Genomic DNA, 19,845 nt, shown 5'->3' with positions numbered 1-19,845 from the left:
CAACGCGAAATCGCCCTTATCGACGACATCATCAGCGACGACCCGGCGACCCAAGTGACGCGGATCGCGGTGCCGGTTGCCCCAGCAAAGTAAGAACCGCCCGGAAGGCATCATGCTTCCGGGCGGTTCTTACTAATCATCATCCAGCAACTCGAATCGATTTCTAGATATCACCAATGCAGCATAATCTTGGCTTTGGTGAAAAACATGGGCAATCACAACGTCCTCGTTATCGTAGTAATAAAGCATTACATAAGAATTAACGAGGCAAGCATGGTAACCAAGCACTGCAAGCTCGGGTAACTTCGATAAGCCGTAGTCAACTACACCACTTTGAAGAAGCTGGAGCTGGCTACGGTATTTATCAAGAAAGTGCCGGGCAGTAAAAATACCATGCCCCAATAGATAATCAACGATATCGTCAACTTCTTGTTCAGCTGTAGGCAGAATCTTGACGTTATAGGCCATATTTTGCCTCAAGGTCATCGAGAGCCTCAAAGGCATCACGCGCCGTGCCAGCAGCACGCTCCCGCTCGGCCACAGCTATACGAGCCATCAGACGAGCCTTAGCCTGTTCCTGAACCATGAGGTCGTAGTCCTCGGATCGAAGTACAACAAATTTGCTATAGCCGTTTTTTGTAACAGTCACTGGACCAGTAGTAGTTTCAACGAGCTCCGAGAATTTCGCGGTGTCCCGCATATCTTTAATTGGAACGCAAACAGGCATGGCACACTCCTAACATAATTGTGTACATAATTATGAAGTATAGCTCAGCTAACGAGCGTCGGCTACAGGATAACCGCCATGCCGGGGACAGTCCCCGATATGGCGGTTTTACTCCTCCGGAATCGGAAACGCACGGATGAACTCTGCAGGCGAGAAGGTCTTGATGGTCGAGCGCACAAAAGCAGCGCGGTCACGCGTGATGATAAAGTCCACGCCGGCACGCTCGGCCATCGCACGGATACAGCCGTCCTCAAAGTCCGGCTCATCGGAATAGGCGGAGGTAAAACAAGCTTCTTGGTCGAGAGGCTCTACCGAATAGCTCTTAAGACAGTCGCGCACTACCTCGCGGGCGCGCGCCTCGCCTGCCTGTTTAGTGAGAATGTAGTACGCGTCCTTGAGAGAACAGGCCGAAACAACGCCCTCGATAAGCCCCACGTCGACGAGCCCCTTGATCGTTTGCGCCGCTGCGTGCTCCGGCCGGCCCGGCAGCACACAATCGAGCAGAAAATTGGTATCGAGAAATGCCCTCATAGGTAGCGCTCCCTCGCGACGCGCTTTTCATCTTCAACCGTCATCGTATCGAGCGGCGTTCCCTTTGGCATGTTAGCCACGATATCGAGATACTCCTGGTAGTCCTCATTCTCCGCGAGCATCTCACGGATCTCCTTCCAGGTGATCTTGGGATGCCACATCGTACCCATGTCGCGCTTGGGCTTGTCCGAGCCGCACGTCGGTTTTGTGCCCCCACGCTCCTGGGCAGCATCATATTCCACTGCAACCGGGCCTTGATAGTCGAGCGGCACGATTTTGAACAACGGCTTGCTCCGCTTGAAGACCACAACCTCCTCGCCATCATTGGCAACCCTTTCGGCCACCTGCGTAAGGTTTTGGCGCAGCTCCGAAAACGCGACGGTAACCATAACTGCTCCTCTCAACATATATCTTTACTGCTAAGTATACACGTTAATGTTAATGTTAAAGTGTATAAAACTCATTACAATGGGGCAGCCCCGTTGTGGGACCTCACTGCGAGGCCCCTTTGCTTTGTATGAATCTTCTATCGCTCCGGAACGACACCGCTCCGCAGGGTCACCCTCGGCAACCTACATGACGCAGATCATGCTGCCCGCCACCACGCCCAAATAAAAACCTCCCGGAAAGTATCAACCTTTCCGGGAGGTTTTCTAATTTGATTATCGATGTCCTAAGCCTGGGGCACCTCGCCGGTAGCCAGAATCTGCTCGAGTGCGTCCTCGTCCAGCACGGGCACGCCCAGCTGCTCGGCCTTGGTGAGCTTGGAGCCCGCTTTGGAACCGGCGACCAGGTAGCTCGTCTTCTTTGACACGCTGCCCGAAACCTTGGCGCCGAGCACCTTGAGCGCCGCGCCCGCCTCGTCGCGCGTGCGGTTGACGAGCGTGCCAGTGAGCACGAAGGTCAGACCCGCGAGCGGCTGTGCGTCGGCGAGCTCGCCCGCCACGCCGGCATCGGCTGCGGCCTGTGCATGTGCGGCGCCCAGGTCGACCTCGAGCGACAGGCCCGCCTGGCGCAGACGCTCCAGCACGGCAAGGTTCTCGGGCACGGCCAGGAACTGCTTAACGCTCGCCGCAATCTTGGGACCGATGCCCTCGCACTCGGCAATGTCCTCTTCGCTCGCCAAGATGAGCTTGTCGATCGACAGGAATCGCTCGGCGATGACCTCGCCCACGCTCTTGCCTACGTGGCGGATGCCCAGGGCAAACAGCACGCGACCGAGCGGCTGGCTCTTGGACTTGTTGAGCTCGGCGATGATTTTCTCGGCCGTCTTAAGGCCTACCGGAATGGGGTCGCCCTTCTTGACGCCCTTTTTGCTGTTGGAGCTGGCATAGGTGCGCCCCGTGTCCAGGCCGGCGATATCGTCGACCGTGAGCTGGTAGAAGTCTGCGACGTCGTGAATCAGCCCGGCGGCGATCATCTTGTCGACAATCTCGTCGCCCAGGCCGTCGACGTCCATGCAGCCGCGGCTCACCCAGTGGAGCAGACGCTCCTTGAGCTGCGCGGGGCAGTCGATGGAGACGCAGCGGTAAGCGACCTCGCCATCCTCGTGGACCACAGGGCTGCCGCACACGGGGCAGACCTCGGGCATCTGCCAGTCAACACTGTCGGCCGGGCGCTTATCGAGCACCGGGCCCACGACCTCGGGGATCACGTCGCCTGCCTTGTGCACGATGATAGTGTCACCCTCGCGCACGTTTTTGCGGCGAATCTCGTCGATGTTATGCAGCGTGGCGCGCGCGATGGTGGAGCCGGCGACCGTCACCGGGTCGAACTCGGCGACCGGCGTGAGCACACCGGTGCGACCCACCTGGATGCGTATCTCGCGCAGGACGGTCTGCTTTTCCTCGGGCGGGAACTTAAAGGCGATGGCCCAGCGCGGCGCGCGGGCGGTAAAGCCCAGGTCGAGCTGCTGCTGAAAGCTATCGACCTTTACGACCACGCCGTCGATGTCGTAGTCCAGGTCACCGCGATGTTCGAGCGCCTGAGCACAGAACTCGTGGACCTCGGCCGGCGTGGCGCAACGAGCCACGTTGGGGTTGACGCTAAAGCCGGCGCTACGTAGCCAATCGAGGAACTCGCGCTGGCTGTGGACGTGCAGCGGGTCGGTATCGGCGATGGCATAGATAAAGGTAGCGAGATCACGGCGCGCCGTGACCTTGGGATCCTTTTGGCGCAGGCTGCCGGCGGCGGCGTTGCGCGGGTTGGCGAAGGGGTCGCGGCCCTCGGCATCGGCCTCTTCATTCAGACGAACAAAGCTGCCCTTGGGCATGTAGACCTCGCCGCGTACCTCAATGGTGCGCTCGCGGTCGGCGCCCATGTGGGCGAGCGCCGGCTCGGACAGGTGCATGGGCACATCCTTGATGGTGCGCACGTTGAGCGACACGTCCTCGCCCGTGGTGCCATCGCCACGTGTGGCCGCACGTACGAAGGTGCCGTTTTGGTAGGTAAGGGCCACGCCCAGGCCGTCGATCTTGAGCTCGCAGGTATAGGTGACGCTACCGGCGCCGAGCGCATCCTCGGTGCGTTGGAGCCACGCGTCGAGCTCGTCCAGGTCCATGGCATCGTCCATGGAATACATGCGTGCCATGTGCGTTACCGGCGTAAACTGCTCGCTCACGTATCCGCCCACACGCTGGGTATAGCTGTCGGGCGTCACCAGGTCGGGGTAGGTCGACTCGATTTCCTGCAGCTCAACGAGCATTTTGTCAAAGGCGGCGTCCGTGATCTCGGGCGCATCGAGCATGTAGTAGCGATAGGCGTGGTAATCGAGCTCGTGGCGCAGCTCGGCCGCACGCGCTGCCGCCTGGGCACGGGCGTCGGCCGGTGCGGCGGCATCCGCGCTCGCGGGCGTTTCGGTATCGATGTCCACGCCGTCCCCAAACAGGCTCGATTGCTCCATAGCGGCACTCCTTCGCTCGATTTCAAACGGATACTAGAGTACCACCGGTCGCAAAGGGGCCGAATAGCGGTCTCAAACCGCACCGAATCGGCAGCCGCCAGACTGGGGTGGACAGTTAGTTCAGATACGTATAAATCCTAGAGCTGGATTAGGCACGAACACCCCTGTTTCAACTAATTTGGGCTCCCTGAGACCATGTAAACGTCCCGCTCGCCCTCCCAAACACCCATTCAAACCCCATCCCAATCAAAAATTGCTCAAAACGCATCCCAAGCTGCCCCAGATTTATACGTATCTGAACTAACTGTCCAGACCATTACGAACCAGGCCTCTTGCCAGCCACAAGTGATCCGTTTTCCTCCGTCCCCAACGGATCAATAAGAAAAGAGGGGCTGTCCCGCGCTGGCGGGACAGCCCCTCTTGCTTCGATATGTGTAAAACGGCTCGCTAGAATCCCTGACCGTAGCCCTGACCCTGGCCCTGCTGGCCCAGCAGCTCCTCCAGGTACTGGCGCAGCTGATCGTCGGTAATACCGCCGTTGCCGGTGTCGGTCGAACTGTCGTCCTGCTGCTGGTTCTGCAGCTCCTCGTCGGAGCCCAGCTCGACGGTGACCTTCTTCTCTTCCTTGCCGCGCATGAGCGTGATCTCGACCTTCTCGCCCACCTCGTGGCTGCGCAGCGCGATGATCAGGCCATCGGCGCTCGTGATCTCGTCGTCGCCCAGCTTGGTGATGACGTCGCCCTCCTGAATGCCGGCCTTGGCAGCAGGACCATCCTCAACGACGCTCGCCACATACGCGCCGCTATCGGTGCTCAGCTTGTTGGTGCGGGCGTTAAGCGCATTGACGCTCGAAAGCGTGGCGCCCATGTACGGATGCACCGGCGTCTTGCCGTCGATGATCTGGTCGGCAATGTTCTTGGCGTAGTTAACCGGAATGGCAAAGCCCACGCCCGAGCTGGAGCCCGAGTAGCTCTCGATGAGCGAGTTGATACCCACCAGCTCACCATTGTCGTTGACGAGCGCGCCGCCGGAGTTGCCCGGGTTGATGGCGGCATCAGTCTGGATCATGTTGGCATAGATGGTGTTACCGCTGGTAGAGCTCATGGCCGTGGAGCGATACAGCGCCGAGACGATACCGGTGGAGACAGACTGCTCGTTGCCGAAGGGCGAGCCAATCGCCATGACCCACTCGCCCACGTTGAGCTTGGAGGAATCACCAATCTCGATCGGCGTGAGCTTGGAGGCATCGGCATCCTTGAGCTTGATGACGGCCAGGTCGCTCGAGGCGTCGTTGCCAACGAACTCGGCCTCATATGTAGTGCCGTCGTCCATGGTAACCACGTACTGGTCATAGCCATCGACCACGTGGTTGTTGGTGAGGACGTGGCCCTCGGTATCGAGCACCACGCCCGAACCGACGCTGCCCGAGTTGTCCGACTTGTCGGCAGACTGCGAAAGCGAGCCATTCTGGCTACCGCTCGAAGTGGCGGTGATGGAAACCACGGAGGGCAATACCTTGGCAGAAACGGCCTCGGCCAGCGTGGTGTCCTCGGAATCAATCGTAATCTTTTGCGTCGATGAACCCGAAGCACCCGCCGTCACGGCATTCTTGCCGCCATCGATATCGAGCGTGCCGCTCATAATGAGCGCAATGACCAGCAGGGCGCCGCAGGCACAGCCGGCGAGTGCCGTAATAAAGATCGGCAACTTTTTGGTCTTGGTTTTGACCACTGTGTGCTTGTTTACAACCTGCTGGCTGCCCAGCGGCTTTCCGGTCTGCGTGTCGTAAGCCTGCACGTAGGGAATGTTGCTACCGGCAGGCGTCGACTCCACCTGCACGCGCGGCTGCTGCTGGGTCTCGCCGGCGTTGCCCGCATCCTGGGGACGCTGGGAATCGTACTCGCTCATAGCTGCGATCCTTTCGTCAAATAACCAAAGGCCCGCCAAACATGTGGCGGGCCATCATTGTTCACGTTGAGTTGTACCCCAATATGCGGGCGAACGTGTATGAGAACGCAATCTTTTAGGAAGGCTTAAGTTCTGCTGCAAACTCGAAAGGGATCCACGCATGCGGCAAAACCACCACGAAGGTGCCTGTCCCCTTTGTGGTGGAAATCTAGTCCTTAAACAGATAACCCACGCCACGGACGGTGGTGATGTGCGCCGCGATCTGCGGGCCCACCTTGGAGCGGATGCGTCGAATGTGCACGTCGACGGTGCGCGTGCCGCCGCAGTACTCAAAGCCCCACACGCGGTGCAGCAACACCTCGCGGCTGTAGGCGCGGTTGGGATGCGTCGCCAAAAAGCTCAGCAGCGAGTACTCCATCAGCGTCAGGTCGATGGGCTCGTTATCGAGCGTCACCTGGTAGGTGGCCAGGTTGATCTCGAGGTTATCGATGTTGAGCACATCGTCGGCGGTGACGGTCTCCTCCTCGCCCATCAGGCGCTGCGCACGAGCCTTGAGCTCGTTGGGCGTCGCCGTGGGGCATACAAAGTCGGCATGCGCGTGGTTCGGCAGACGCAGGGTGCCGAGCGCCTCGTCGTCGACAATCACCAACATGGGGACGCCGCCACGATCGTCAAGCCACTTGGCAATCTGATCGATGCGGTCGCTGCGGATGCCATCGGAATCGAGAATCAGCAGGTCAAAGTCGTGCGCCGCAGTCGGCGAATCGGGGGTTGCCAGGCTCACCTCGACACCCAGGGTGGTCGTCAAGCTGCGGGCAAACTCGTGGAAGCGCGTCGTGCGCGCCATGAACAGGGCACTCTTTTCGGACATATCGGCCTCCAAAGAAATGAGCTCAATCGTACTGGAACAAGCCAGCGCGATTAGGAGTTCGCCAGGTAGTGCTTGATCTCCCACTCGGTGATCGTAGACTCAAACTTATGCCACTCGTCGCGCTTCTTTTTGAGGAAGAAGCTGTGGATGTGCTCGCCGAGGGCATCCTTCATAAACTGCGAGTCCTCAAACACGTCGAGCGCCTCTTTGAGCGAGCGCGGCAGCGGCGTGTAGCCGGCCTCGAGCATCTGACGGTCGGTAAGCTTGAGCGTCTCGGCCGTTGCCTCGGGCGGGAGTTCCAGCTTGCGCTCGATGCCGTCCAGACCAGCCGCCAGCGTGACGGCGTTGACCAGGTACGGGTTGGCCATGGGGTCGGGGCTACGAAGCTCGATGCGCGTGGACAGCTGCTTGCCGGGCTTGTAGACCGGAATGCGGACCATGCTCGCGCGGTTGCGCAGGCCCCACGTGGCGTACTGCGGCACGGAATCGCCGCCCGTGGTGATGCGCTTGTACGAGTTGACCGTGGGGTTAGTGATAGCGCTGATCTCGCGCGCGTGTGCCAGAATGCCGGCCATGTAGTGCTTGGCGATATCGGAGAGGTGATACTTCTCGTCGTCCTCGCCCCAAAAGACGTTGTTGCCGTCGTGGTCGAATAGCGACTGGCACAGGAACATAGCGCTGCCGTCCTCGCCCGCCAGCGGCTTGGGCATAAAGGAGGCGTGGCACCCGCTCTCGTAAGCCTGCTGCTTAATGATGAGCTTGGCCGTGGTGATGGCGTCGGACATGCTCAGGGCCTCGGCGTGGCGCAGGCTCATACCGTGCTGCGAGCGACCGGCGGCGTGGAAGGTGTACTCCACGGGCACGGACATCTTCTCGAGCGTGAGGACCGTGTTGCGACGCAGGTCGCGAGCGGCATCGCTCACCGAAAGATCGAAGTAGCCCACATTGTCGAGCGGCTCAGGGGTATGCTCGTCGGGGAAGTAGTAATACTCCAGCTCGGCGCCCACGTTGAGCAGATAGCCAGCCTTCTCGGCCTTGCGGAACATGCGGCGCAGGGCATCGCGCGGGTCGCCGGCAAACGGCTTGCGATCGGGAGTGCACACGTCGCAGAACACACGGGCGACGCCGTTGTGGCTCGGGCGCCACGGCAGAATCTGGAAGGTCGAAGCATCGGGAAACGCCAGCATGTCGGCTTCCTCGGGCGTAGCAAAGCCCTCGATGGCGGAGCCGTCAAAGCCAATACCCTCCTCAAAAGCGACCTCGAGGTCCTCGGGGCTAATGGCAAAGTTCTTGAGGCGGCCGAGAATGTCGACAAACCACAGACGCACAAAGCGGATGTCGCGCTGCTCTACGGAGCGGAGTACGTAATCGATGTTCTGCTGGTTCATGTCGCTCCCCTTTCTTTCGGGCGGGTTTCGACTGGTCTATATCGCAGATACTATCGCAGAAAAATGTTTCCGCAGGGTTAAAGCGTATCAAGCGCTCAAAAAACGTGCGCGAACAGGCAGTTGCGAACGAGCGGCTAGCGTTCAGATTCGGAGACAATTTGTCTACAGGCTCGTTCCAGCGTGGGGAACTCCATCGTCACCGCATCCCAAACAACCGAGCGGTCGACATTGCCGTAATCATGCGCAAGATAATTTCTCATGCCGACAATTCCACGCCATTCGATTTCGGGATGAAGCCGCTGCGAGCGTTCCGACAATTTGCCCGCTTCTTCCGTCACCCTAAGCGCACACATCAAAAGGGAGTCCGCCAACGCCCTCGTCCGTACGTCATTCGCATGCAGAAACTGGTCCTCGGTGATATCAAAAGCCTTGATGCGCTCGTTCGTTTCGGAGATGGCCTCCAAAACCTCTTGGGCGCGGAGACCGTCTGACTTACGCGCGATCATAAAGGATCACTCCTTCGCGCTCGATTACCGCGGCAAGATCGTCATCAAGATGGTCGCTCGAGACGAGGTCAACCTGCCTCCCGGTTTCTTTGCGCACCGCCTCACCAAACGCCGACAACGCGAAAAGACCAAAGCCCTGCTCACGATCGACTTCGAGACGCAAGTCAATATCACTATCGGCATGTGCCTCGCCACGAGCATACGAACCAAAAAGAATCACGCTTTTGATAGCAGGAATCGAGCTGGCTGCCTCGCGGACTGCGGACTCAATCTGGGCAGTATCTAAAATGCCCGCCGAGACGCTTTCGCTCGCAGAGCTTTTACCGAGTGAAGGAACAAACGGCAGCGAACGCTCGCGCAGCATCTGTCTCATAAACATATTGACCGCAACAGATGAAGACATGCCAAGTTCTTCGCACAGCTCGGCAAATGAGTCTTTAATTGACGAGTCCACTCGCACACTCAGCACAGACGCAGCCATGGATACCTCCTGTATGACATTGTCTATATATTATCACACAAACTAGCGCGAGGTGGAAGCGCGGTGTTCGATGTGGCCGGGGACCTCGATGCGTTTGGGCGCCAGCTTTGCGGCCTCGCCCACGGTGGTGGTAACAACGTCGATGCGCTCGGAGAGGCGCTCGACCACGCGCTCGGCAATGGTGAGGGTGTCCTGCGCGGCCGTGGTCACGCCGCCAAAGAGCACATGGTTCCAGGGGTAGTCGTCAAACGTCGCGATCTTGAGCCCCGCCGGCAGCGAGGGACCAAGCTGCGCCAGCGCCTCGGTCAGACGCAGGAAGACCAGACCGTTGACGGCAATGAGGCCGAGCTTTTTGCCTGCATAGCCGCGGATGGTCTCGTCCAAGCGGCCGATGCCCGTGGCGCCACCGTCGGCCAGGGTGACAACCTCGCCCGCAAGTCCGCGGCGCGACAGCTCGTCGGTAAAGGCCTCGGCGCGCTCTCGACGCACGGGGCTGTCGTCGCTTGCCTCGGTGAGCAGGCACAGGCGCTCGCTGCCAGCGGCGGTCAAGGCGTCTACCAGGCCGGCGACCAGCTCACGGTTGTTAGATGTCACCAGATCGACACCGCCGTCGGCAACGTCGCGGTCGAGCAGCACAACGGGCAGGCGTCCCGCGGCCGCGGCGATCGCCTTGTCGTTGCCTCCGCAGGTGTTGACGACCAGGCCGTCCACGCCGGCATCGATAAGTCTGGTGAGCGACTCGGCCTCCTTGGCGGGATCGTTGCCGCTAATGGCCGTCATGAGCGAGCAGCCGCGCGCGGCGGCGCTGGCGGAAAGTCCTTCAAGCATAGCGCTCGAGAACGGGTTGGCGATGTCGGCCAGAATCACGCCGATGAGGTTGGTGCGTGAGCTGCGCAGATTGCGCGCGGCAGCACGTGGGCGATAGCCGGTGCGCTCGATAACCGCCGCGATGCGAGCGCGGGTTTCCTCGGTCATCTGCCCGGGGCGGTTGTTGAGATAGCGCGAGACCGTGGCCGGGCTCACGCCCGCCTCGGCGGCAATGTCCTTGATTCTCATCTGCGCCATGGCGCACCCCGTTTCCCAATTGTCAGCAGTCTGAGCCATTTTAGGCATTTTTTTAAAAATCTCGGTTGCAAAACGCTGTAGGTGAGCAGCGTCGTTTTTACGTCTCGAGCAGATGCGATGATGGGCTAGATAGACGAGTCTTTAGGCAGCTCAAAGTAGTCGGGATGCAAGGCGATAACCGGGCCCTGCTCCTCGGGCATCAGGTGCAAGTGCGTCTCTGCCAGATAACTCGCCGCATCGGTATCGCCCCTCTTAATGGCCTCGAGAATCCGGCGATGCTGCCGACGAATCGGCTCCCAATCCAGATCCTGCGACACCATACGCAACCAGTTGTATCGCTCAAAATGCGTGTTGATGCTCTTCATCCAATCCCACAACATGTGACGATCGGCAATCTCAAAACATGTCTCATGGAACAAGTTGTCCAGATCGAAAAAGCGACGTGTTTCGCTATGGTCGAGTGACTCGGACTCGGCAAGAATCTGCTCAAGCCGCTGCTTTTGCTCGGGCGTAGCAGCCGAACAACATTTAATGAGCACGCTTCTCTCGAGCTTCTCGCGCAAGAAACAGGCGTTCTCGGCGCGCTCCATGCTGATTTTTGAGACATAAGTGCCGCTTTTGGGACGCGTTTCCACCAGCTCCTGCTCACGCAGGCGCACAAAGGACTCGCGAATGGGCGTGCGCCCGATTCCCGTCTCCTTTTCCAGACCAATCGCCGAAAGGCGCGTGCCAGGCTTGAGCTCGGCATAGATGATCTTGGAGCGCAATGCGTTGTATGCCTGGTCTTGCAGGCTCTGATAATGCTGGTGTTGTTCCATAAAGCCCTCGGATGAAGCCCACGGTTTGTCGAATATCACCACGTAATACTATCGCATCGACACGCCCCAGCTCCCAATCAGTCTTTTTGGGACGGGGCTCTTTTAGCTACCCTGGCCCGCAGATCGGCCCCCTTGCCACAAAAGTGGCCCATCTACTACGTTAACACGGATAGCCTCGGCCATACCGAAAACCGTGAAAACAAAACCGCAGGTAGACAGCTTGTCGATTTTCGAAAAAGCCGACTATGGTTGACCCCTGCGGCTTAAACGTAGTAGATAGGCCCTTTTCGTGGCGCAGCACTACTGCACCCCAAATTGGCACCCCGAGCCCTCGTGAGTTGCCAACAAGCTGTTCGCCCAGCGCTTTATCCGCGCGGCATTTGGAAAATAGCACCACCGCAAAACCCGCGAGTAACGCTTACTTTGCTATATCTCACTATACTTTGCTATATCTTGCTATACTTTGCTATATCTTGCTATACTTTGCTATATCTTGCTATATCTTGAGCAAAGGTGGCTCACATGCAAACAAACCCTTTTAAGCCCACAGCAGGTAAAACACCTCCCACGATTATCGGCCGCGAAGATGTACTTGAAGAATTCAGTGAAGGCCTCATCAACGGGCCTGGTGCCCCTGGGCGCCTAATGCGCATAGCCGGCGTCCGTGGAACGGGCAAGACGGTCCTCCTTGACGAGTGCTCACGTTTGGCGCAAAGCCGTGGCTGGACGGTCATAAAAGAGGTCGCAACCGAGGGACTTTGCCAGCGCATTCTCGAACAGCTGCAGCCCAAATTCCAGGCCAAGCACGCCAGATTTGAGCCCACCGTAGCTGGCATATCCATCGGCAGCATAGACATTGAGCGAATCGGCCCATCGCTACGCGACGCCATGAGACAGACAATATCCAAGAATGGAAATGGCCTGCTCATCACTCTCGACGAGGTTCAAGACGCAGAGCTCGATGAGGTCCGAACGCTCTCCATTGCGATTCAGCAGGTTATCGGCGAAGACCTTGATATCGCCTTTGTTTTTGCTGGGCTGCCTTCGATGATTGAAAGCATCATCAACGGAAAGACACTTACGTTTTTGCGCCGTGCCCTCCCCTTTGATCTGAAGGCTGTGGCAGTAACCGAAGTGTCGTACTCCCTCGAGGAAACCATTGAAGCGTCTGGCATGGAGTTGCAGCCAGGTATTGCCGGCCAACTTGCCGAGGCAACGCAAGGCTATCCTTTCATGATCCAACTCGTTGGATACTACGCATGGCAGTTGGCAAGACGCGCACATACAGCGATTATTGGAGAAGAAGAAGCCGAGCGTGGCATTGCAACGGCACGCGAACGCTTCTGCGCCATGGTGATTGAGCCCGCGCTGCAGCGCATTCCGCCCACGTGCATCGCTTATCTGCTGAGCATGGCGTCTTTGGGGCAGACGAGCTCGACCAGCATGGTTGCCGATGCCCTAAACAAAACGCCTCAACAGGTGAGCTCCGTCCGCAGCCGCCTGTTAAGAGAATCGATTATCGAGGCTCCTTCGTACGGCAAGGTCTCATTTGCCATCCCCTACATGCGCGACTACCTCTGCGAACACAAAGCCGAACTGGAAGTTGAACTGTAGAAACGGCAACTGCCCTGCAAGACGAAAACCGTTTTCGTACGGATTTAAAGCAGACGTAAACGGTTTTCGTCTGTTTTACGTTCGGAAATAAGACGCAAATTGCACTTTCGTATGGTTTTACGCCAAACGCAACACGCTTTCGTCCGGCTATGCGTCCCCAATCCAGACGAAAAAGGCCCCGAGCTCGTGTGAGCTCGGGGTTCTTTGTGCCGCACATCTATGAGAGGGAATCGATGCGCACGGGCGCTACTCCATGTAGCCGCCCTGGGATGGCGGAAACCTCGTCAATGGGGCCAGGTTTACATGCGCCAAGTTGGTGCAAAGTAACCTGCCCCCACGCAACAAGGGGTTGACTAGAGCTCGCAGGCAACCTTGTAGCCATCGCCGATGGCATCGCGGATGTTGCCGCACTTCTGGGCGTCGCCCAGCACGTGGGTGGCAACACCGGCAGCGGCCAGGTCGTCGGCCAGCTTGGTGTTGGGACGATAGCCCATGGCAAGCACCAGCGTATCGGCATCGGCGATAGTGTGGATCTCGCCATCTTTTTCGTAGCTGATGGTGTCCTCGGTAATCTCGGTTACCTTGGCCTCGGTCAGCACGTGAACGCCCTTGGAAAGCATGCGCGTGATGAGCACCGCGCGGCCGGCGCCGCCCTCGTTGGCAGCGAGCGTCTTGGTCATCTCGATGACGGTGACATCGCGATTGGCCGGCGACAGGTCGTTGACCAGCGGAGCCAGATAGTCGGCAGTCTCGCAGCCGACGGTACCGCCGCCGACGATGACGATCTTCTTGCCCGGGAAGGCGTTGCCGCCCAGCAGGTCGTCAGCCGTCATGACCTGCTTAAAGCCCTGCATAAAGGCCGGAGCGATAGGCTCGGCACCGTAGGCCAAAACGACCTCGTAGCCGGCATAGTCGCGCTGAATATCCTCAGCAGATAGCTCGGTACCAAAGACGCACGTTACGCCCGCTTCGGCCAGGCGGCGATACTGATACTTGATCACGCGCGTAAGCTCCTGCTTTGCCGGCGGAACAGCCGCGATGCGCATCTCGCCGCCCGGTTCGTCCTGCTTGTCCACAAGCACCACGTGGTGCCCGCGCTTGGCAGCAATGTAGGCCGCCTCCATACCTGCGGGACCAGCGCCCACGACCAGCACGTTCTTGGGCGTAGCGGCAGGCTCGTAGCCGGCCTCGTCGCGCTCCACGTCCGGATTGACGGTGCAGGAGATGCGCTTGCCAAACATAATGCCGTTCAGGCAGCGTAGACAGCCAATGCAGGGGCGGATGTCATCGGCGTTGCCGGCAGCGGCCTTGTTGCAGAACTCGGCATCGCACAGATTGGCGCGGCCCATCATGCAGATGTCAGCAGCGCCGTCCTCGATCAGCTCCTCGGCGATCCAGGCCTCGTTGATGCGGCCGACGGTGGCGACAGGAATGTTGACGTGCTTTTTGATCTCGCGCGAGCAGGCAGCGTGCGAGGCCTGCTGCGTGCCGGCGGCAGGAATCGCGGAACCGCGCTTGATGGTGGTGCCGCCCGACACATGAATCATGTCGACGCCGGCCTTCTCCAGGCGACGCGAGACGTAGATCATGTCGTTGAGGGTCAGACCGCCATCGGTGTACTCATCGCCCGAGATGCGGACGTCGATGATAAAGTCCTTGCCGCAGCGCTCGCGAATCTCGGCGATGACCTCGAGCAAAAAGCGCATGCGGGCGTCGAGCGAGCCGCCGTACTCATCGGTACGCTTGTTATAGAGCGGGGTCAAGAAACCGCCGAGCATGCCGTGGGCGTGCGCCGCATGGACCTCGACGCCATCGACACCGGCCTTCTGCATACGCACGGCAGCGTCGCCAAACTGATGCGTGAGCTCGTGAATCTCGTCGACCGTGATGGGGCGCGGTGCCTCGCGGGCGTAAGACGGGCCCACAAAGGACGGAGCGATCAGGCGAGGCGTGCCCGGAATGTTAAAGGCCATGTAGGCGGGGTGGAAGAGCTGCGGCATAATCTTGCAGCCGTACTCGTGGACGGCCGCGGCGAGCTTTTCCCAGCCGGGGATAAACGTGTCGTCGTAGCAGCACATGTCACCCGGCAGATAGGTATAGGTGGGCTCGACCGTCACGACCTCGGTGACGATGAGGCCCACGCCGCCCTTGGCGCGGGCACGGTAATGATCGACCAAGTCATCGGTCACATAGCCATGATCGGCCAGGTTGGTAGATACCGGCGGCATAAAGACGCGGTTCTTGACCTCGGTTGTACCGACCTTGATTGGGCTAAAGAGCATCGGATAGGCGGAGGACTCCATACAGGGTTCCTTTCATTTGAGCCGCTCGGCGGCAGTTGCTGACGTACCTATCGTATCAGTATCCGCCGCATTCGTACTCGCTCGCACTCCCCACTTTCAATCCCGATCCTCACAAAAAAGTTGCGGTGGAATACGGAGCAATCGAGGCTTTTGACAGCCAAAACAGTCCGTATTTCACCACAACTGATGGGTGGGATGGGTTAGAGGCCCAGGTAGCTGGTCATGCCTTCGACGGCGAGCTTGGCGCCTGCCACAGCATGAACCACGGTGAGCGGGCCGTTAACCACGTCGCCGGCGGCAAAGACGCCAGGCACGGTGGTCATACCGCATTCATCGACCGAAAGAAGGCCGCGATGGTCGGTCTCCAGACCGCCCGTCGTAAGCACAAGCTTGTCCTTGGGCACCTGCGAAGCTGCAATCACAACTGTGTCGGCAGACGCATGGTCGAGCTCCTCCTCGTAGCCCACCACGTTGTTGTCCTCGTCAAAGATAGCCGTCTCGAACACCGGTCCGTTATCGTCGATGGCGCAGATCGCCTTGCCGCACACAATCTCGGCACCGTCAAGCTCGGTCAGCTCGACCTCGTCGTCGATGGCCGAGATATGGCGCGAGCGTGCATACACAGTGACCTTGCGAGCACCCGAACGCAGCGCCGTGCGGGCCACATCCATGGCCACATTACCGGCACCGATGACCGCCACGTTCTGCCCGATCGCCACGCTCGTGGGATCGACCAGGTAATCGATACCAAACAGCACGTTGCCGCGCGACTCGCCGGGAATGCCCAGTTTGCGGGCACGCCAGGTACCGGTACCAACAAAGACCGCATCGTAGCCGTCGCGCAGCAGGTCGTCGATATGCAGCGCGCCACCGATGGTGGTCGAGGGGCGCACGCGCACGCCAAGTGAGCACATCACATGACGGTACTTTTGCACGAGCGCACGGGGCAGGCGGAACTCGGGGATACCGTATTCCAGCACACCGCCGATCTCGGGGCGCTGTTCAAATACCGTGACGGCACAGCCCAGCTGGGCCATCTTAATGGCCACGGTAATGCCGGCTGGGCCGGAGCCGACCACGGCGACCTGCTTGCCGCGCGACGGCGCGGGTCTCCACTCTTTGCGATCCAAATACGCCGTGGAGATATAGTTCTCGATGCTCGAAAAATGCACGGGCGCGCCCTTGCGGCCCTGAATGCAAGCGCCCTCGCACTGGCCCGAATGATTGCACACCATGGGGCAGACCGCGCTCATGGGATTGTTCTGGAACAGTAGCTCGCCCGCCTCTTGCAGACGGCGCTGCTTAAAGAGGTCGATAACCTGCGGAATGGGCGTCTGCACCGGACAGCCCTTTATTTGACAGAACGCCTTTTTGCAGCCCAGACAGCGATTTGCTTCCTCAACGATGTGGATAGCCACGCAATTCCCCTCTATCGACCTGGACGAAATCGGCTTCTTAAACCAATTTGCCCGAATTTATAACCATAGATACGTCAACAGTGCGGAAAAGGGCACCGAAAAGCATCTCACAAACGCGCAGTAGCAACCCTTCCCTCGCACGGAGCCACTGTGCAGCCCCGTCATCGAGATCAAAAGATTCGCCACCCCTACGAATGGCGAATCTCTCTACAGGCAGACGCCGTCTTTCCAGATACTGATCTCGTGGCAGCCGCGGCGCTCGGCACTCGTTAGCTTACCGCTCGCTGTATCCAGTACCAGCTGATACAGGTCGCGGGCAGCCTCGTCGAGTGTGCGTTCGCCTGTGGCAATCACGCCGGCGTTAAAGTCCATCCAGTTGGCCTTGTGGTCGCACAGACGCTGATTGGTGAACACCTTGAGGGTGGGCGCCGGTGCACCAAACGGCGTGCCGCGTCCAGTCGAGAACAGAATCACGTGACAGCCAGCAGCCGTCAACGCCGTGGTGGATACCATGTCGTTGCCCGGGCCGCACAGCATGTTCAGGCCATGCTTGGTGACCTGACCGGCATACGGCAGCACGTCGACGATGGGTGCGGAGCCGCCCTTTTGCACGCAGCCGCAACTCTTGTCCTCGAGCGTGGTGATGCCACCATCCTTGTTACCGGGACTCGGGTTCTCGTAGACCACCTCACCATGGCTAATAAAGTAATCCTTAAAACCGTTAAGCATGTCAGAGGCAGCGTTAAAGACCTGCTCGTTCTCGCAGCGATCGAGCAGGATGCTCTCCGCGCCAAACATCTCGGGCACTTCGGTGAGCACCGACGTGCCGCCACGGGCGACGACCATATCGCTCACGCGACCGATCGTGGGGTTGGCGGTAATGCCCGAAAGACCGTCAGAGCCGCCGCACTTAAGACCAATAACCAGCTCTGAGGCCGGAATGGGCTCACGCTTGGCCTGCTTGGCCAGGTCAGCCAGCTCGGACAGAATCTTGTGGCCCTCGATCTGCTCGTCGGCTACATCCTGGCAGGTGAGAAAACGAACGCGCTCGTGATCGAAGTCACCGAGCTCGTCGAGCACCTGCTGATGCGTGCAGTTCTCGCAACCGAGCGACAAGAACAGCACGCCCGCGGCGTTTGCGTGACGCGACAGCGCCACCAGCAGACGACGGGTCTGGGCATGGTCGGCGCCGGTCTGTGAGCAACCGAACGGATGCGGGAAGTAATAGACGCCCTCCAACGAGCCCTCGACCAGGTCCTGAGCCTGCTCGCACATGGCACGAGCGACTTCGTTGACGCAACCGACGGTGGGAATGATCCAAAGCTCATTGCGCGTGGCGGCACGACCGTCGGCACGGCGGAAGCCCATAAAGGTCTCGGCCTCGACCGGCTCAACGACCGGATGTGTCGGATTGTAGACGTACTCGATCTCACCCGAGAGGTTGGTCTTCACGTTGTGCGTGTGCAGCCACTGGCCGGGCTGAATGTCCTTCGTCACGTGGCCGATGGGAAGACCGTACTTGATAACATCCTCACCGGCTGCAATGGCGCGCACGGCCATCTTGTGACCCTGCGGGATATCCTCCGCGGCAACGACCTCGCCCACGCCGGGAACCTCGACGGCAGCACCCTTGGCGAGCGGCGACAGCGCAACGATGACGTTGTCGGCCGGATTGATCTGGATAGTGTTCATTACAAAGAGTCCTAACCCTACAGGTTGAGCAGAAGTCGAGTGACGCCCGCCAGTTACCCGGCGGGCGTACAGAAGGATTTAGGCCTGAGCGTTCGCGAACGCCTGCTTGGCGCCCTCGGAGCGCACGACGGCGAGAGCGTTGACGACAAACTCCTCCAGGCCGGCGATCTGCGTAAGATCCTCGCCCCACATTTGCTCGTTGGAGAGCACATCGTGCACCAGCTCGGCGTCGTCGGCGCCGGCGCGGGCAGCGTAGAAGTCGAGCACGAAGGCGTCGTCCTGAGCGGTGTACTCGGTGCCGTCAGAGCGACGCAGGTGCAGGCCGTCACCCTCGCGGGACACGAGCTCCTGCGTGTAGAAGGAGATGAGCGTGGCCAGGCTCGTCGCCAGGCACTTGGGCAGGTTGCCGGTCTCGGCAACGTAGTCCTTGAGCGTAGGCAGGTCGCGGGCACGCCACTTAGCCGTGGAGTTGAGGCAGATGGAGAGCAGCGCGTGGTCGATAAACGGGTTGTCGAAGCGGTTCTCGACGGCGGCGGCAAAGGCCTTGCAGTCCTCGACATCCAGGTCGGCGGCAAGCGTCGGAATGACCTCGTCGTAGAGCATAGTGTTCATGAAGCCGCGGACGGTCTCGTCGTGCATGCAATCGCGCACGATATCAAAGCCGGCAACCCAGGAACCCGGGACAAAGGCGGTGTGGGCGCCGTTGAGGATGCGGACCTTGCGCTTCTTGTACGGGGTGACGTCGAGGGTCACAAAGACACCCGGCAGACCGGCCTTCACGAAGGGCAGACGCTCCTTGAGCGATTCGTCACCCTGGATGCCCCACATCTGGAAGGGCTCACGCACGGCCAAGAACGGATCTTCATAGCCCAAGCGCTCGGCCACGGCAGCGGCCTCCTTGGGATCGCGGATGCGACCCGGAACGATGGTGTCGACGAGCGTGGTGCAGACGGTGCGGTCGTTGGCCATCCACTGCGAAAACTCGTCCTCCCAGCCCCAGTCGCTCACGTACTGGTTCATGATGCGCAGCAGCTCCTCGCCGTTATGGTCGATGAGCTCGCAGGCGAGCACGATGACGCCCTGCTTGCCGGCAGCCCAGCGGGCATGGAGCACCTGGGCAAGCTTGGCAGGAAAGCTCGCGGGGGGCATGTCGTCGGCCTTGCAGGACGGATCGTAGGCGATACCGGCCTCGGTGGTGTTGGAGACGATAATCTCCAGGTCGTCGGAAACGGCGACCTCCATCATGGCACGGTAGTCAGCCTCGCGATACGGATTGAGGCAACGGCTGCAGGCGCTGATCACGCGGGAATCGTCAACCGTGTCACCGTTCTCCTTGCCGCGCACCAGTACGGTGTACAGGCCATCCTGGGCATTGATACCATCGGCGAAATCGAAGGCGCCGCTGATGGGCTGCACCATGACGACCTTGCCGTTCCAACCGGTGGCTTCGTTGCCCATATCGAAGAAACGATCGACGAAGGCGCGCAGGAAATTGCCCTCGCCAAACTGTAGGACCTTCTCGGGGGCGTCCTTGGGCAGCACGTAGCCCTCGTAGCCGATCTTCTCGAGCGTCTCGTAGCTGATGTTATTCATAGAGGTTTTCCTCTCAACTCAAGTCCCG

The 19,845-nt window shown here is 59.6% G+C and carries 17 protein-coding genes; 1 reads left to right on the top strand and 16 read right to left on the bottom strand.

The annotated features are described in order from the left end of the window. Window positions 1-132: 132 nt before the first annotated feature. The 12 genes from DXC52_RS00300 to DXC52_RS00245 form a co-directional block, all read right to left on the bottom strand. Window positions 133-468: a type II toxin-antitoxin system RelE/ParE family toxin gene (locus tag DXC52_RS00300; RefSeq protein ID WP_117745690.1), complete on the bottom strand. Its 336-nt coding sequence runs from the start codon at window positions 466-468 to the stop codon at window positions 133-135. After that, on the bottom strand, window positions 458-727 hold the full coding sequence (locus DXC52_RS00295) for a type II toxin-antitoxin system prevent-host-death family antitoxin (protein WP_117635874.1): 270 nt from the start codon (window positions 725-727) through the stop codon (window positions 458-460). Before DXC52_RS00295 ends, DXC52_RS00300 begins: the two co-directional genes overlap by 11 nt. A gap of 108 nt (window positions 728-835) precedes the next feature. Continuing rightward, entirely contained in the window at window positions 836-1,258 is a 423-nt protein-coding gene (locus DXC52_RS00290) for a PIN domain-containing protein (RefSeq protein WP_117745689.1), read from the bottom strand. Continuing rightward, entirely contained in the window at window positions 1,255-1,647 is a 393-nt protein-coding gene (locus tag DXC52_RS00285; RefSeq protein WP_158554556.1) for a type II toxin-antitoxin system Phd/YefM family antitoxin, read from the bottom strand. The genes DXC52_RS00290 and DXC52_RS00285 overlap by 4 nt, the downstream gene beginning before the upstream one ends. 284 nt (window positions 1,648-1,931) lie before the next feature. Next, the gene (ligA, locus tag DXC52_RS00280) at window positions 1,932-4,160 is read right to left on the bottom strand and encodes an NAD-dependent DNA ligase LigA (protein WP_117745687.1); all 2,229 of its coding nucleotides are present in this window, start codon (window positions 4,158-4,160) and stop codon (window positions 1,932-1,934) included. A gap of 447 nt (window positions 4,161-4,607) precedes the next feature. Continuing rightward, on the bottom strand, window positions 4,608-6,068 hold the full coding sequence (locus DXC52_RS00275; RefSeq protein ID WP_117745686.1) for a S1C family serine protease: 1,461 nt from the start codon (window positions 6,066-6,068) through the stop codon (window positions 4,608-4,610). Window positions 6,069-6,276: 208 nt separating this feature from the next. After that, window positions 6,277-6,939 carry a response regulator transcription factor gene (locus tag DXC52_RS00270; RefSeq protein ID WP_006234733.1) on the bottom strand — a complete coding sequence of 221 codons (663 nt, stop codon included), beginning with the start codon at window positions 6,937-6,939 and terminating at the stop codon, window positions 6,277-6,279. 50 nt (window positions 6,940-6,989) lie between these two features. After that, window positions 6,990-8,327, bottom strand: a complete 1,338-nt coding sequence (locus tag DXC52_RS00265; protein ID WP_117745685.1) for a glutamine synthetase family protein — start codon at window positions 8,325-8,327, stop codon at window positions 6,990-6,992. A gap of 134 nt (window positions 8,328-8,461) precedes the next feature. Next, window positions 8,462-8,833, bottom strand: a complete 372-nt coding sequence (locus DXC52_RS00260) for a DUF86 domain-containing protein (RefSeq protein ID WP_117745684.1) — start codon at window positions 8,831-8,833, stop codon at window positions 8,462-8,464. Beyond that, window positions 8,820-9,314 (bottom strand): type II toxin-antitoxin system RelB/DinJ family antitoxin, encoded by a 495-nt coding sequence (locus tag DXC52_RS00255; protein ID WP_117745683.1) that lies wholly within the window; start codon window positions 9,312-9,314, stop codon window positions 8,820-8,822. Before DXC52_RS00255 ends, DXC52_RS00260 begins: the two co-directional genes overlap by 14 nt. Before the next feature lie 42 nt (window positions 9,315-9,356). Beyond that, entirely contained in the window at window positions 9,357-10,379 is a 1,023-nt protein-coding gene (locus DXC52_RS00250; RefSeq protein ID WP_158554555.1) for a LacI family DNA-binding transcriptional regulator, read from the bottom strand. A gap of 125 nt (window positions 10,380-10,504) precedes the next feature. After that, a complete protein-coding gene (locus DXC52_RS00245) occupies window positions 10,505-11,197 on the bottom strand; it encodes a GntR family transcriptional regulator (protein WP_117745681.1) in 693 nt (230 codons plus the stop codon). A 522-nt stretch (window positions 11,198-11,719) separates the two neighbouring features. Between DXC52_RS00245 and DXC52_RS00240 the strand changes: the two genes are divergently transcribed. After that, the gene (locus DXC52_RS00240; RefSeq protein ID WP_117745680.1) at window positions 11,720-12,811 is read left to right on the top strand and encodes an ATP-binding protein; all 1,092 of its coding nucleotides are present in this window, start codon (window positions 11,720-11,722) and stop codon (window positions 12,809-12,811) included. A gap of 353 nt (window positions 12,812-13,164) precedes the next feature. Here DXC52_RS00240 and DXC52_RS00235 read toward each other — a convergent pair whose 3' ends face one another. From DXC52_RS00235 to DXC52_RS00220, 4 genes are all read right to left on the bottom strand, one after another. After that, a complete protein-coding gene (locus tag DXC52_RS00235; protein WP_117745679.1) occupies window positions 13,165-15,114 on the bottom strand; it encodes an NAD(P)/FAD-dependent oxidoreductase in 1,950 nt (649 codons plus the stop codon). A 200-nt stretch (window positions 15,115-15,314) separates the two neighbouring features. Then, window positions 15,315-16,532 carry an FAD-dependent oxidoreductase gene (locus tag DXC52_RS00230; protein ID WP_117745678.1) on the bottom strand — a complete coding sequence of 406 codons (1,218 nt, stop codon included), beginning with the start codon at window positions 16,530-16,532 and terminating at the stop codon, window positions 15,315-15,317. 207 nt (window positions 16,533-16,739) lie between these two features. After that, window positions 16,740-18,224: a UxaA family hydrolase gene (locus DXC52_RS00225; RefSeq protein ID WP_117745677.1), complete on the bottom strand. Its 1,485-nt coding sequence runs from the start codon at window positions 18,222-18,224 to the stop codon at window positions 16,740-16,742. Between the two features lie 78 nt (window positions 18,225-18,302). Next, window positions 18,303-19,817 carry a tagaturonate reductase gene (locus tag DXC52_RS00220; protein WP_117745676.1) on the bottom strand — a complete coding sequence of 505 codons (1,515 nt, stop codon included), beginning with the start codon at window positions 19,815-19,817 and terminating at the stop codon, window positions 18,303-18,305. Window positions 19,818-19,845 lie beyond the last annotated feature (28 nt).

This window comes from Collinsella sp. TF05-9AC, from assembly GCF_003438495.1.
GTDB lineage: Bacteria > Actinomycetota > Coriobacteriia > Coriobacteriales > Coriobacteriaceae > Collinsella.
This window is presented reverse-complemented; position numbering and strand designations above follow the sequence as displayed.